This window comes from Spiroplasma endosymbiont of Nephrotoma flavescens, assembly GCF_964030835.1.
Taxonomy (GTDB): Bacteria; Bacillota_I; Bacilli_A; order Mycoplasmatales; family Nriv7; genus Nriv7.
In genome coordinates, this window is record NZ_OZ034982.1 from 129616 (window position 1) to 143670 (window position 14055).

General features: G+C 26.4%; 18 protein-coding genes. 7 read left to right on the forward strand and 11 right to left on the reverse strand.

All coding sequences use genetic code 4. The annotated features are described in order from the left end of the window. Positions 1-37 precede the first annotated feature (37 nt). The 6 genes from AAHN02_RS00760 to AAHN02_RS00785 all read left to right on the forward strand — a co-directional run bounded on the left by AAHN02_RS00760 (position 38) and on the right by AAHN02_RS00785 (position 5839). The gene (locus tag AAHN02_RS00760) at positions 38-868 is read left to right on the forward strand and encodes a hypothetical protein (protein WP_338968910.1); all 831 of its coding nucleotides are present in this window, start codon (positions 38-40) and stop codon (positions 866-868) included. After that, entirely contained in the window at positions 861-1802 is a 942-nt protein-coding gene (locus AAHN02_RS00765; protein ID WP_342277833.1) for an alkaline phosphatase, read from the forward strand. Before AAHN02_RS00760 ends, AAHN02_RS00765 begins: the two co-directional genes overlap by 8 nt. Next, positions 1796-1960 (forward strand): hypothetical protein, encoded by a 165-nt coding sequence (locus AAHN02_RS00770; RefSeq protein ID WP_338968912.1) that lies wholly within the window; start codon positions 1796-1798, stop codon positions 1958-1960. The genes AAHN02_RS00765 and AAHN02_RS00770 overlap by 7 nt, the downstream gene beginning before the upstream one ends. Positions 1961-2159: 199 nt before the next feature. Beyond that, entirely contained in the window at positions 2160-3104 is a 945-nt protein-coding gene (locus AAHN02_RS00775) for an IS30 family transposase (RefSeq protein ID WP_342277809.1), read from the forward strand. Between the two features lie 100 nt (positions 3105-3204). After that, positions 3205-4899 carry a phospho-sugar mutase gene (locus AAHN02_RS00780; RefSeq protein ID WP_342277834.1) on the forward strand — a complete coding sequence of 565 codons (1695 nt, stop codon included), beginning with the start codon at positions 3205-3207 and terminating at the stop codon, positions 4897-4899. Then, positions 4892-5839 (forward strand): 3'-5' exoribonuclease YhaM family protein, encoded by a 948-nt coding sequence (locus tag AAHN02_RS00785; RefSeq protein ID WP_342277835.1) that lies wholly within the window; start codon positions 4892-4894, stop codon positions 5837-5839. Before AAHN02_RS00780 ends, AAHN02_RS00785 begins: the two co-directional genes overlap by 8 nt. Positions 5840-6081: 242 nt before the next feature. Here the strand turns inward: AAHN02_RS00785 and AAHN02_RS00790 are convergent, their stop codons facing one another. Continuing rightward, positions 6082-7464: an Mbov_0401 family ICE element transposase-like protein gene (locus AAHN02_RS00790; protein ID WP_342277836.1), complete on the reverse strand. Its 1383-nt coding sequence runs from the start codon at positions 7462-7464 to the stop codon at positions 6082-6084. Between the two features lie 240 nt (positions 7465-7704). Here AAHN02_RS00790 and AAHN02_RS00795 point away from each other — a divergent pair, with 240 nt between their 5' ends. Next, positions 7705-8727 (forward strand): hypothetical protein, encoded by a 1023-nt coding sequence (locus AAHN02_RS00795; protein WP_342277837.1) that lies wholly within the window; start codon positions 7705-7707, stop codon positions 8725-8727. Positions 8728-8978: 251 nt separating this feature from the next. On the opposite strand, the gene AAHN02_RS00800 is transcribed toward AAHN02_RS00795, so the two are convergent. The 10 genes from AAHN02_RS00800 to AAHN02_RS00845 all read right to left on the reverse strand — a co-directional run bounded on the left by AAHN02_RS00800 (position 8979) and on the right by AAHN02_RS00845 (position 14055). Next, positions 8979-9491 carry a hypothetical protein gene (locus AAHN02_RS00800; protein ID WP_342277838.1) on the reverse strand — a complete coding sequence of 171 codons (513 nt, stop codon included), beginning with the start codon at positions 9489-9491 and terminating at the stop codon, positions 8979-8981. A gap of 79 nt (positions 9492-9570) precedes the next feature. After that, a complete protein-coding gene (locus AAHN02_RS00805) occupies positions 9571-10515 on the reverse strand; it encodes an IS30 family transposase (RefSeq protein ID WP_342277839.1) in 945 nt (314 codons plus the stop codon). Positions 10516-10880: 365 nt separating this feature from the next. Then, positions 10881-11273, reverse strand: a complete 393-nt coding sequence (locus tag AAHN02_RS00810; protein WP_342277409.1) for a hypothetical protein — start codon at positions 11271-11273, stop codon at positions 10881-10883. A 21-nt stretch (positions 11274-11294) separates the two neighbouring features. After that, positions 11295-11543 (reverse strand): hypothetical protein, encoded by a 249-nt coding sequence (locus tag AAHN02_RS00815; RefSeq protein ID WP_215826579.1) that lies wholly within the window; start codon positions 11541-11543, stop codon positions 11295-11297. A 2-nt stretch (positions 11544-11545) separates the two neighbouring features. Continuing rightward, positions 11546-11830, reverse strand: coding sequence for a hypothetical protein (locus AAHN02_RS00820; protein WP_342277840.1), 285 nt, complete (start codon positions 11828-11830; stop codon positions 11546-11548). 8 nt (positions 11831-11838) lie between these two features. Then, the gene (locus tag AAHN02_RS00825) at positions 11839-12822 is read right to left on the reverse strand and encodes a hypothetical protein (RefSeq protein WP_342277841.1); all 984 of its coding nucleotides are present in this window, start codon (positions 12820-12822) and stop codon (positions 11839-11841) included. Positions 12823-13160: 338 nt separating this feature from the next. Beyond that, positions 13161-13397, reverse strand: coding sequence for a hypothetical protein (locus AAHN02_RS00830; RefSeq protein ID WP_338967064.1), 237 nt, complete (start codon positions 13395-13397; stop codon positions 13161-13163). 41 nt (positions 13398-13438) lie between these two features. Then, positions 13439-13669 (reverse strand): hypothetical protein, encoded by a 231-nt coding sequence (locus AAHN02_RS00835; RefSeq protein ID WP_342277406.1) that lies wholly within the window; start codon positions 13667-13669, stop codon positions 13439-13441. A gap of 3 nt (positions 13670-13672) precedes the next feature. After that, a complete protein-coding gene (locus tag AAHN02_RS00840) occupies positions 13673-13834 on the reverse strand; it encodes a hypothetical protein (RefSeq protein ID WP_338981383.1) in 162 nt (53 codons plus the stop codon). Further along, complete coding sequence (locus AAHN02_RS00845; protein WP_342277405.1) at positions 13834-14055, reverse strand: hypothetical protein; 222 nt, start codon at positions 14053-14055, stop codon at positions 13834-13836. Before AAHN02_RS00845 ends, AAHN02_RS00840 begins: the two co-directional genes overlap by 1 nt.

The window sequence follows — 14055 nt, forward strand, 5'->3', positions numbered from 1 at the left end:
TTATAATAGCAACTAGATAGAAGGAAGGAGACTTTTAATGCTTTATCAAAAAACTAAGAAGATTGTTAAACCACGAACAAATATTATTTTAATAGTTCTTGCAGGGCTAACAACTAAAATTAATAGTTTAAAGCAAACATTACCAAAAGAAAATATGATTTATTTTCAACAGCATCGTGCCATTTTACCAACTTTACCACCATATAATATGGCTTCAATTTTAACAGGTGCGCCATTGGAGTTTCATGGGGTTACTAATTGAGAAAACAATCGTTTGGTTACGGCGGTTTTGAATACTAAGGATAATATGTATCCAACAATTTTTTATAGTATTAAAAAGCAAAAGCCTGATTATAAATTAAGTATAATTACTAATTTTCATATGATTGAAAATATGTTGGAAAAATTTTTGTTAGATGAGTTTATTGTTAAGGATACCATTAATTATGTTGATGTTAATATTAATGAATATCAGTTATTAACTATTTATGATGACGAAATGTATGATATTGGTATTAAACAAGGTTTCAATACTAATGAGTATGCTGCATTATTGCAAGAAAAAGTTATTGCTATTAATGAAATGATTTTGAAAAATCCCCAATCAACAGTTATTATTACTTCAACATCTGGTGGATATCATCAAGGAGTTGAGAATCAAGGCGGATTAGATTCGCGTGAATTAGTTATTCCTTTAAATATAATTGATAGTCATTTACAAGGGAAAACTCATAAAATTGTTAGACCAACTAGTAATGTTGATATTGCATCAATAATTGCTTATTTACTTGGTGTTGATTTAGTTCAAGCTTCAACGACTAATATTTATGAGGTTTTGCATAAGGTAGGAATAAAATATGTTGAATAATATTAAGTATATTGTTATTTTTGGGTCGGATGCTTATGGATCATATTTACTAGAAGATAATGCTGGAAGTACTTTTAAAATGTTAATGGAAAAAGGCGCATATTCGTTAAATAGTCGGAGTGTTGTTCCGATTATGTCTAGTGTTAACTGAACATCGTTATTATGTGGGACCGCACCTAATTTTCATGGGCGTACGCAATGAGATTCCGAAACGGGTGACGCAAAAAGTGTTTATGATTATGTGAATAATAAAAATGTCCCTAGTATTTTTACATTGTTTAAAAAGCAAACTAATTTGAAAACAGCAGCATTTTTTCGGTGATCGCAATTCCAATATATTTTAGATGTTAATTCATTAGATTATTGAAGTAATGTGATGGTTAAAGATGTTGATTCTTGAAAACCAACTAAGAAAACTATTTGAATTAGTAGTAATGATAACATTAAACCTAATCAGATGATTATTGATGATTATTGTCAATATTTAATTGCTAAAAAACCGGAATTATCTTTTGTTTATGTTAATGAACCAGATACTGTTGGACATAAGATTGGTCATCAAACAACAGAAATTAAAACAATGGCGTTGCAAGTTGATTTGTGGGTAAAACAAGTTTTAGAAACGATTAGTCATATTCCCGAAATGAAAGATAATACATTATTTGTTTTTATTGCTGATCATGGTGGCAAAGGTCAAGGTGATGATTGCCACGGTAATTTTAATGATTATGAGATTAAAGTACCAGTTTTCTTTTATGGTGCTGGTGTTAAAAATACAGGGCAGTTTTTAGAGCAAACTATTCAATATGATATTACAGCCACATTGGCTTGATTAATGGAGTTGGATAGTCCTGATTATTGACAAGGAAAGGTTATTTATTCACCATTTATTAATTATCAAGAATATTATGAGGATGTGATATCGGAATGTTAATTATTGAACAAAAAGACTTAAATTTATTTCGAATTATGCATAATGATAAATGATTATATAAGGTTTTTTCTTTGCCCAAAGCATTGCAAATTGCTAAAGAATATCAAAAGAAAATTAATAAATCGTTAACAATTAAAATAATTTTACAAAATCAATAATTAGAAAGTAACTGATTAAAAACTGATAGAAAATTTTGGTAATAGTACTCTTAATAAAGAGTACTATTTTATTTGCTTTTAATTAATTTATGCTGAATTATACTTGTAAGTGCAAGTAAATAAAATTGCAAAAGATTTCATATAAAAATTTCATGATGCTAAGTTTATTTTAGAAAAAGTAAATTTAAGGAGTTTTTATATGGGATACAAACATCTTGGCATAGATGAAAGAATTTATATTGAGAATCAATTGAAATTTAAAGTAAAAATTAGTGAAATAGCTAAAAATCTTAATCGAAGTATTAGTACTATTAATCGAGAAGTTAATAGAAATAAAGATAATAATCATTATTTTTCATTAATTGCACAAAATAAAGCAGAAAATAGAAAACAATTACATGTTTATTTTCATAAATTTAAAAATAGAGAATTAGTAAAATATGTACAACAAAAATTATTATTAGGTTGATCGCCTGAACAAATTTATGGCAGAATTAAAAATTTTCATCAAGAATGAATTATTAGTTTTAAAACAATTTACAATTGAATTTATTCTGGATTACTTGAAAAGGTTACTAGTAAAAATTTAAGAAGAAAAGGTAAGAAACGAAAATCTCAAGAAAATCGGGGTAAATTTAATGGTAAATCCATTAAAGAACGAAATGTTAATAATCGCATAACTCTTGGCCATTGAGAAGGTGATACTGTAGTATCATCACGAGGTAAAAGTAAATCATGTTTAATAACTTTAGTTGAAAGAACATCAAGATTTACTTTAGCAATATTAGTTGAAAATAGAACTACTAAAGTTATTAACAAAAATATTAGTCATTATTTATCAATTCTTCCAAATAATCTTGTTAAGACTATAACATTTGATAGGGGTAAAGAATTTGCTAATTGACAACAACTTGAAAAAAATTTAAATGTGAAAATTTATTTTGCTGATGCATATTCACCTTGACAAAGAGGTACTAATGAAAATACTAATGGTTTAATTAGAGAAAAATTTCCTAAAAAATTTAATTTTTCAAACACTAATAAAAATGCAGTTCATAAATTTATATTGTCTTTAAACCAAAGACCAAGAAAAATACTAAATTATCTTTCGCCAATCGAATATTTGGTTAGAAAAATAATTTAGTTGCACTTAACTTTACAATTTGGCTTATAAATTAAAAATAAGATATTACTTTAAATTTATAGTAAAATTAATAAGGATTAACAATTAATAGGAGGAAAATATGGCGTATCAAAAAGAATACCAAAAATGATTAAATAATAATGATTTAGAACCACAATTAAGAGAGCAGTTAATTGCAATGAATGAAAAAGAAATTATTGATGCTTTTAGTAATTCATTAAGTTTTGGTACAGCAGGAATTCGTGGGATTATGGGACCTGGAATTGCCAGAATGAATATTTATAATATTAGGAAGGCAACAATTGCTTTTATCCAATATTTACAAAAACATTATGAAATGGATGAATTACAAAAAGGAATTGTTATTGCTCATGATAATCGTCATTATTCATTAGAATTTAGTCAAGAAGTAGCTAATATTTTTACTAGTTATAGTATTCCTGTATACTTATTTACTAATAATGATTTACGACCAACACCATTATTATCATATAGTGTGAGAAAATTAAATGCTTTAGCTGGTGCTGTAATTACTGCTAGCCATAATCTGCATGAATATAATGGTTTTAAAATTTATGATGAAAATGGTTGTCAATTTTTACCAGTTGTTACTGATGAAGTTGGTAATAATATGGAAAATATTGCTATTGAGGATGTCTTTAAGTTACTAAAACCAATTCAAAAACAATTAATAAAAACTGTTCCGATTATTGTTGAAGAAGAATATATTAAAGATGTTAAAGCATTACAATTTTATCCTAATGAACAAAAGGATATTAAGATAGTTTTTTCTAATCAGCACGGTACTAGTCGTGATTGAGTAATGAATGTTTTACAAAGTAGTAATTATCAAGTTATTCCTGTTAAAGAACAATGAGATTTTGATCCTAATTTTAGTAATACACCATCACCTAATCCCGAAGTTGCTGAATCTTTTACATTAGCTATTAAATATGCTAAGAAAAATAATGCTGACTTAATTATTATTAATGACCCTGATAGTGACAGAATTGGCATTGCAGTTTTACATCATAATGAGTATATTTTATTAAATGGTAATGAAACAGCACCAATTTTGTTAGAATACTTATTAAGTCATTATCAACAGCAAAAAATTATGCCATCTAATCCAGTAATGTATAATACTTTTGTTACTGGTCATTTAAGTGATTTGGTAGCAAAATCTTATGGTTGTGAAGTTATTAAAACATTAACTGGTTTTAAATGAATTGGTAATGAAATGGCAAAAGAAAAGACACGGAATATAAATTTTGTTTTTGGTTTTGAAGAAGCATATGGTTATGTTGTTAAAGATTTAACTCGTGATAAAGATGGTATTGCCGCAGCAATGGTTGTTGCTGAGGCTTGCAATTATTATCGCCAACAAAATAAGTCATTGGTAGATGTTTTAGAAGATATTTATCAAAAATATGGATATTTTTACTTTAATACGGTTAATGTTGTTTTAAAAGGTACTAGTGGGCAAAAAGCGATTAAGACGATTTTAGCAAAGTTAAGAAAAGATTCAATTGTTAGTTTAAATAATATTAAATTAGCAAAAAAAGAAGATTATTTGCAAGGTTTATATAATATGCCTCCCCAAGATTTATTAAAATTTTATTTTAATGATGGTTCGTGGTTGGCAATAAGAGCTAGTGGTACCGAACCAAAAATTAAATTTTATTTTGTTTGTGTTGATAAATCAGTGAAAGCAGCAAAAATAAAAATGGAATTAATGTTTTCCGATTTAGAAAAAAATTATTTACATTTAAAGAAAGGGAAATTAGATGATTAAAGATTTAAAAGCAAATAGTAATGTTCTTGATAAATTCTTAGTTGAAAAAGTTAATCAAGGAACAGCAAGTAATGGAGCAACATATTTAACAGTAACTTTAAAAGATAAAACAGGACTTATTGAAGCCCGCTTATGAAATTCACAACGCGAAGATGCAATTAGATTACAAGCAGGAGTAATTGTTGAAATTAATGGTTTAGTTTCAGAATATCAAAGAAGTTTACAAGTTAAAATTAATAATTATGAAATTATTCCTTTACAAGAAGCAGATCTTAATTTGTTTGTTAAAAGTGCTCCAGTTAGTGAAAGTTTAATGTGAGAACAAATTAATGAGTTTATTGGGGAGATTAAAAATAATGTTTGAAAACAAATTGTTGAAGAAATTTTAAAGACGCAACAAGATCGTTTTAAAATTTCTCCAGCAGCGATTAGACATCATCATAATATTCATTCGGGATTAATGTGACATACACTAACTATGTTACAAACAGCAAAAGCGATTTGTGAAATTTATAATGATCGTAAAATTAATAAAAGTTTATTATATGTGGGAATTATTTTACATGATATGGGAAAAACTAAAGAATTACAAGGTGATTTAACATTTGAATATAGTGTGCAAGGTAAATTAATAGGACATATTTCAATTATGGCTGGTGAAATTGCTACCATTGGCGAGAAATTACAATTAGATATGCAACAAGTAGTTTTATTACAACATATGATTTTAGCAAGTCATGGTAAAAATGAATATGGTTCGCCAGTTTTACCACAAATTATGGAAGCAGAAATTTTGCATCATATTGATAATTTAGATGCGAGAATTTATGCGATTGATAGTGGTTTAGAACAAATTGAAAATGAAGCTTTTTCACAACGCATTGGCGGACTAGAAAATCGTAGTTTTTATCGTCACAATTATTTTAACAGTGAAAATTAAATAATTAATTATGCTGAATTATACTTGTAAGTGCAAGTAAATAAAATTGCAAGGTCGCGTTTAGTTTTCTTAGGTATTGCTTTGAAGAAGTAAAACAATCAGCTAATTATATTATTTAATTACTAAACTAACCCTGCCTTTCTTGTTGTTGTCATTTTTATTCATTACCATTTTATCATATTATTGAATTTTTACACAATGAAAAATTATTAATTTTATTAAATTTTAACTAATATTTTTGCTTACTTAAATCTATTATATTTATTTGTTATAGCATTACCTTTATAATTAATTCAACTATCATCATTTTTATTATTATATTTATTTCATAATGACTTTTTATATATTTCTTTTCTGATTTCTATTTCTGAATTAATATTTTCATTAATATAATGTAATAAATTTAATTTGTTTAAATTTGCCATTTTTAAATGTAATAAGTTATTTAAATTCTTATGATTATATATTTTTGCTTCATATCCTAATTGTTGTTTTATTAAATGCGATACATCGCTTTCAATGCTACAACCGATATTTCATTCTAAATTTTGGTTATGAATACCTTGCTTATTATTACTGAAATAATTACTCGCTTTTCTTAAATTTGTTTTAATATCTTTATTTAATTCATTTTTAGCGACATTACGAATGTTTTTAATTAATTCTTGATGATTTCCATCCTTATATAATTCAATTCAACTATTTAGTTCTACTTTACGATTTTCAAAAATAATATTAAATGCAGTTTGTTTTAATTTTTTAATAGCGTGATAACCATCTAAAATATATCTAACATTACCAAAACTATTGGCAATTTCTCTAATTCAAGTAGCACCATTACCACAAACAATTATTTTGTCATAATTAACATTTACATAATGTTTTTTTAATTCTTTAATTAATAAATCACGATAATCCATTGTATTTATTCGTTTACCAACTTTTAACATTAGAAAATGACCTCGTTTGTTTTCTAATTCTCTACGAGCATTTTTGTAATTTTTTTCTTTATGTCCGGTATGAAAAGTGACTAAACGAATTCTTTGGTCTTGTTTAACTTTATGATCTAATGTCGATAAAAATGTCTCATCTAGTTGAATATATAAATCCTTATTTTTGGCATCAATTCTAGTTTTAGTTTCTTTTTCTGCTAGTTGAAAATGTTCGGCAATATCATATTTATTTAAAATGCTTGAAATACTAGCTTTTGAAATATAACAATGATTTAGAGCATCTAAAACATCACGATAGCGTTTGCCATCGCCTAGAAGACTTAAAACTTTAAATTGGACATCAAAATAAATGCGTTGTTTGGGCAATAAACCAATTTCTTTATCTAATAAACATACATATTCGAATTTACCTGATTTTTGATTTCAATATTTATATCGGCGTCGTTTAAAAACAACTTCACCAAAAATTGTAATAATTGTTCTTGGTGCAAAATGAACTACTTTATAACCTTGTTTTAACCAATAATGATATTTATATAAATATTCATCTAATTTTTCGTATTCATTAGCTAGTTGTTCGCATTTGTTGGTGTACATATTTTTATGGGTTGTGAATAAACTAAATCAATGCTTATTTTCTGGGGTTTTTACATTATTATTAATTTTTAACATAATAAATTACCTTTCTGGGTAGTAATTTTAATAAAGTTTAGTTAGCTTATTTTTCTGCTTTAATGATAAATTTTTTTTTATAATTAGTATTCACTATTCTGAAAAAATGATAGAAATTCTTATTTAATGATATATAATTAAATTCCAAAGCAAAGAGACTGTAGATTAATTTTTGGAGAAAGAGGAATCTCTTATAAATTTTATTAATTAGTAAAAATTCACGAAAAGGATTTGATTAATATGAAAAAATTACTCGCTATGTTAACAACAATTACAAGCTTATCGGGCATAACACCAATAATTTTGGCGAATGCCCCAGCAGAAATATCAGAAAATAAAATAATAAATAATGAAATTAATTATCAACAAACAAATAATTTGGAAAAATTAAACAGAAGTAAAAGAGAAAATAATGATAAAATTGAAAATTACTATTGTTTTTTATGCCCTAATCGTTTAGTTGCTAAAATAAGTCATGATACATGAAAAAAAATATCTGATAACTATGCAAAAACAACTTCATTAGAACAAGATTATAATTATGTAAGAGGTTTATTAAATAATTTTGAAAAAAGAAATTCATCTGGTGATATTAATAAAGCTAATTATTTCTCAGATGATGATTTAAAAATTCTTGCAAATGTAATAGTTTATAATTTTAGTGAAATTAACGACTTCTTTAAAATAAAAAGATTTGATGAAATGGGATTAATTATAAAAACAAACCGAAATTCATATTGAGCAAAAGCTGATGATGAGGATAATGATTTTTTTTGGGGTGTATATTTAAATTTTAATGAAAAAATACTTGATGAGATCAATGAAAAAAATGGTACTATAACTAAATGAGTCAGTGTAGGCGCCGGCATTGCTGTTGCAATTGTTGCAACTGCCGGAGCCGCTGCAGCGGTGGCTGGGGGAGCCGGAGCTGGAGCAGCTGCAGCCACAGGAGGAGTGGCTGCATATGAAGCATCTATAGTTAGTGTAGGAACAACTGCTTCATATGCAACTGCCGCTACTAGTTTAACTGCAGCGGCAGGAGGTGGAGCTGGTATCGGGGCCGGGGTCGGGATAGCAGTTGCTGGTGTTGGCACAACCGCCGCCGCTACATCGGGTTCGCTTGGAATTACTGCTACATTGGCTGGATTAGGTTCAAAAATTAGTGCAATTGCAGCAAAAATTGGTCCAACAGTTACAGTTATTTCCGCAGGAACTACTTTGGCTGTAAATTCTAAAAATCTCTTTAAAAATCCTGATAATTAAACACAGTATAACTTTTAATGGAAAAGCAAAAATTTCTTTGACACAAGAAGCAGAACCAAAATTAATTATAAATACTTCAATAGTTTAATTATTCGTGAAAAATAAGAAAAACATTCAAACCAGTAATTTTACTTAAATTACTGGTTTTTATTTTGTCAAAATATAAAAAAGTTGTTTAGTTGTTTAAGAGTATTGTCATCATAAAAAACCACCTTTTGGGGTAGTATTTTAACAGTTTTTAAATTTAGTTATTAAGGATTTTCAATTTCAATTTCAAAATCATTTGTACTATTTAATGTGTAATTTCACATGTTATTAATAACTGATTCTTTGAAATTAGTTAAATTTGTGCCTTGTGCTTTGATTGTTATTTTTTTATTAATTACTCAGAATTTGGAATCATTTATCTCTGTTATTTCTTGTCCGTGTGTAGTTATTAGTTGTTTAATATTATTTTGTTTATTCTGATTATTTTGTAATTCTTGTGTGAATTTGAAACTAAGATTGTTTAAATATCTTAATTCTGGTAATTTTTCATTTAGATTGTTATTATCTATTTTATTTACTTGAACTTGTGTAAGATAATTTTTGCTTGGTGAGAAATGAAATTTCACTTTTTGCAAGTCTTTTATTTCAAAATCATAAATTTTATTATCTTCTCTTTTATTTCTAACTAGTTGTGCTGTGGTTTTTTCGTTGTTAATGTTTGCGGGAATAGTAAAAATGTTATTGAAACTAATAATTAACACGGTAAATATTTTCATAAACATTTTTATCACTCCTTTTTAAAATATTTTATTTTTCATTATTCTTTTATTTGCCAAATTGTAAAGTTAAGTGCAACTAAATTATTTTTCTAACCAAATATTCGATTGGCGAAAGATAATTTAGTATTTTTCTTGGTCTTTGGTTTAAAGACAATATAAATTTATGAACTGCATTTTTAGTAGTGTTTGAAAAATTAAATTTTTTAGGAAATTTTTCTCTAATTAAACCATTAGTATTTTCATTAGTACCTCTTTGTCAAGGTGAATATGCATCAGCAAAATAAATTTTCACATTTAAATTTTTTTCAAGTTGTTGTCAATTAGCAAATTCTTTACCCCTATCAAATGTTATAGTCTTAACAAGATTATTTGGAAGAATTGATAAATAATGACTAATATTTTTGTTAATAACTTTAGTAGTTCTATTTTCAACTAATATTGCTAAAGTAAATCTTGATGTTCTTTCAACTAAAGTTATTAAACATGATTTACTTTTACCTCGTGATGATACTACAGTATCACCTTCTCAATGGCCAAGAGTTATGCGATTATTAACATTTCGTTCTTTAATGGATTTACCATTAAATTTACCCCGATTTTCTTGAGATTTTCGTTTCTTACCTTTTCTTCTTAAATTTTTACTAGTAACCTTTTCAAGTAATCCAGAATAAATTCAATTGTAAATTGTTTTAAAACTAATAATTCATTCTTGATGAAAATTTTTAATTCTGCCATAAATTTGTTCAGGCGATCAACCTAATAATAATTTTTGTTGTACATATTTTATTAATTCTCTATTTTTAAATTTATGAAAATAAACATGTAATTGTTTTCTATTTTCTGCTTTATTTTGTGCAATTAATGAAAAATAATGATTATTATCTTTATTTCTATTAACTTCTCGATTAATAGTACTAATACTTCGATTAAGATTTTTAGCTATTTCACTAATTTTTACTTTAAATTTCAATTGATTCTCAATATAAATTCTTTCATCTATGCCAAGATGTTTGTATCCCATATAAAAACTCCTTAAATTTACTTTTTCTAAAATAAACTTAGCATCATGAAATTTTTATATGAAATCTTTTGCAATTTTATTTACTTGCACTTACAAGTATAATTCAGCAATTTTATTTACTTGCACTTACAAGTATAATTCAGCTATTTTTAATCTTTTTTAATACAAAGCGAATTAAAGAGTTTACCATTTCTGTTATGGTTACTCACACTAATGAATAACCTATAATCATTAACTTACCAATTGCTCCAAAATTTTTAATAAATTGTTGCAAATTTTCAATATCTGTATGTAATAATAAAACTATACTTAAAGATATTAATATAATGTAATTAAGTATTATTCATCAATATTTTTTTAAAGAGCTAATTAATTTGTTTGATTTCATTTTTAAAGGCTCTTTTTGCTTTAATTTTCTGAATAATCAAGCGGATTAATTTTTCAAATTTAATTGCAAAATATATTGCTCCGCCTCATCAAAAAACAAATATTCCTGAGAGCATAATACCACTATTGAACTTGCCAAAAAAATCAACCATCTGTTTATTCATAAAATTATTAAATTCGTCGCTTGTTCCAGTTATTCATTTAGTATCGATTACTGTTAATGCGCAAATTAATAAGCTTATAAAAATGAAAATGATACTTAATACTATTTTTAACCACTGCTTTTTAAAAGAATTTTTAATTCTTAATTTTAATGGCATTTTTTCTTTTGAATTATCTTTTTTAAATAATTTTCCTAAAAGTTTTTTCATTTTAATTCTCCTTTCATATTTTTATCGTCCTTTAATCACAATAAATAAGGCAATAAGTACACAAGTAACGCCAAGAATGGTAAAAATTGGGTGTTGCGAAAATGTCCGAGCCATTGGTTTAAATAGTTCTAAAATTGTTAAATTGCTAGTAATAAATTTTTGGAAATTAGCAAGCCCTTCGCTAATATAGTTCGTTAAGGTTTCAAAATGACTACCTGCTAATAACCCAAGAACAGTTATTAAGATAAAAATAATAATTAGTTTAAACATTGTTAGTTACCTTGCTTTGTTTTTATTGGTTTTATTTGTTTTTTAGTTTTTCCTCACGCACTTAAAAGCCCTTTATTTTTAACCGCATATTGGCGTTGTTTTTCTAAATTAACTTGTTGACTACCAAATCCAAGAATAATTGCCATAAGAAATTCTACAGCCAGTGTTAAGAACAAAGGAAATATTAGTTGAATATTTGTTCCCGGCACCTCTAAACTTCAAATTAAGTCAAAAACTTTATAAAGCATTTGAGCCAGAAAGTCGGACATTTTTGCGAGATTTTCCATTTTTTATATTATTCCTTTTCTTTCATTTTTCTTAAAAATTTGCTAAATTTATCCATTTTTAAGTATTCTAAGTCTTCTAAATCAATTGCTGTGTCAGTATAGTATTTGTCTTCATAGTCGGGATTTACTTTTGAATTTAAGTAATCTCTTAAAAATGCTAGGTAAAAAGAATTGTAAGTGTTTAATATTGGTAGAGGAATTTTTAGTTTAAAAAAATAAATATCAAGTTCAGGAATATCGCGATATTTAATGCGACGCCCTTTTTTACTATTTTTCGCATCAATTAAGGTGTTTCGTCAGCGTTCATATTCTTCAATGCTCGTAAAGGTGCCATAGATGACTTTTAAGTAGGGACGAAAAATATTAACGGGTTTTTTGCGAATTCCCACAATCACATTATTGGTAATATCACGAACTTTAACTCAAATATGTTTATCTCTTTGACCTCTAGCAAGCACAATATGACCGAAATGGCGTGCCAAAGCGAAATATTCTTGAATACCGGTTTCTTCGTTTTTGGTATTATTTTTTTCTCAATCAGTTCCTTCTAAAAATAAATTGGTTTCATCTCACAAAAGTAACGTTTTGTCTGGCAATATCGGATAATCAAAGTCTAATAACCCCATATGCCCTAAACTTAATTTTTGGGTTTCTAATAATGGAAAGGTTGCGGCGATGTGATATTTCTTCTTTTTTAGTAATTTTGCTGCGTATACTAGAAAAGCAGTTTTTCCAGTCCCTAATGAACCAATCACAATATTTAATGGTGAATTTTTTAAGAAATTAATAACTTTGTTAATTTGTGTTAAATTACCGATTTTAAAAAGGAAAATTAAAATACAACCGGCTAAAAATAAATAGCTCACAATGTTTTTGAAATAACCGTTGTAAATGTATCAAATTGCTCCGCAATGTCATAAAATTAAAAATGAGGTGCGATTCAATTCAATAAAATGGTTATTTTTTTCTATTATTCATTTGCAAAATTTCATCTTGCACCTCACTTGGTCGCGTTTAGTTTTCTTAGGTATTTTTTAAAAAAAGAAAAAATAGTCATTTACTATAAATTATTTCAATATGCAAATTAAGTATATATTTCTTATGTATGATTTTTGTTGTAAAAAATTATTTTAATGTTGTTTTTATAAGCATTTTACTTAGTTTTTATAACCTTTTATTAAGAATATGTTTGTTAATATTAAATATTTTGTTTTATTAATTATTTTTCAAGTAAAAAGGTAATAAATTTTTAGTTGCTTTTCTTTCAAAATTATTCAAATCTTTACCCACCTAACAAAACTTTATGCGCCCACTTCACTTTATTTTTTTGTTAGCGGACTGCGCCAAGTAGTTTTTCAAACATTTTAAAGCAAATAAAGAATATTGCCAAAATAAATGGAAAAATGAAGATTCAGTAGTCAGCAAAGAAGTTACCGACTTGTGGCATATTAACAGCAATAATTTCTCACATTTTAGTAAATGCCGTTATAATTGCATTTCACAATTTAGTCATCGCATCGCTAGCTGTTATTTTTGCTGGTGCATCGGCTAAGAAAGTTCCAATCATATAATCACCCCCTTTCTTCTTGAGGCATTCGTCATTTGTCTTTATCTAAATACTGATATGGTTTTTCAAAGTAGCATTAGAATAAATCACACCATAATCGCTGTTAAGAATCAAAAAGCAATGTTTGCTATTAAAAGTCAAAGTGTTTTTTGGGTTAAATCAATTTCTTTACCACCACTAATATGAGCCGGGATAGTTGTAATTTGAATAAATAAATCTCAGAAAGTTTGTTTAATTTGCTCTCAATTAAATTCTTTTAAATTTACCGTCATTTTTTATTTCCCAAAAATCATTTTTATTGGTAAATACATAATTGAAATTAATGCGAAAAGAAAAGTAATGATAATAATTAATCCGGCAATAAAAGCAACTTGTGCAGGCATTTTTTCTATTGGAACAAACAGTTTTAAGAACTCCATGATAATTTCTCAAAACATTATTTTTTATCCTTGTTATTTTCTTTTGAATTAGGAGCTTTAACTCATTCTTCAAAGCGAGCAATAAATACTTTTTCGTCTTTTGTGAAATTACCAGTATTATTTTTAATGGCATTTTTATATTTAATTCTAATTTTTATTTTGGCATAAATTTTATAAGCAAAATATGCTGACAGCATTATGCTGACAATAATAAATATTAGTCCAATTGCAATATTCAT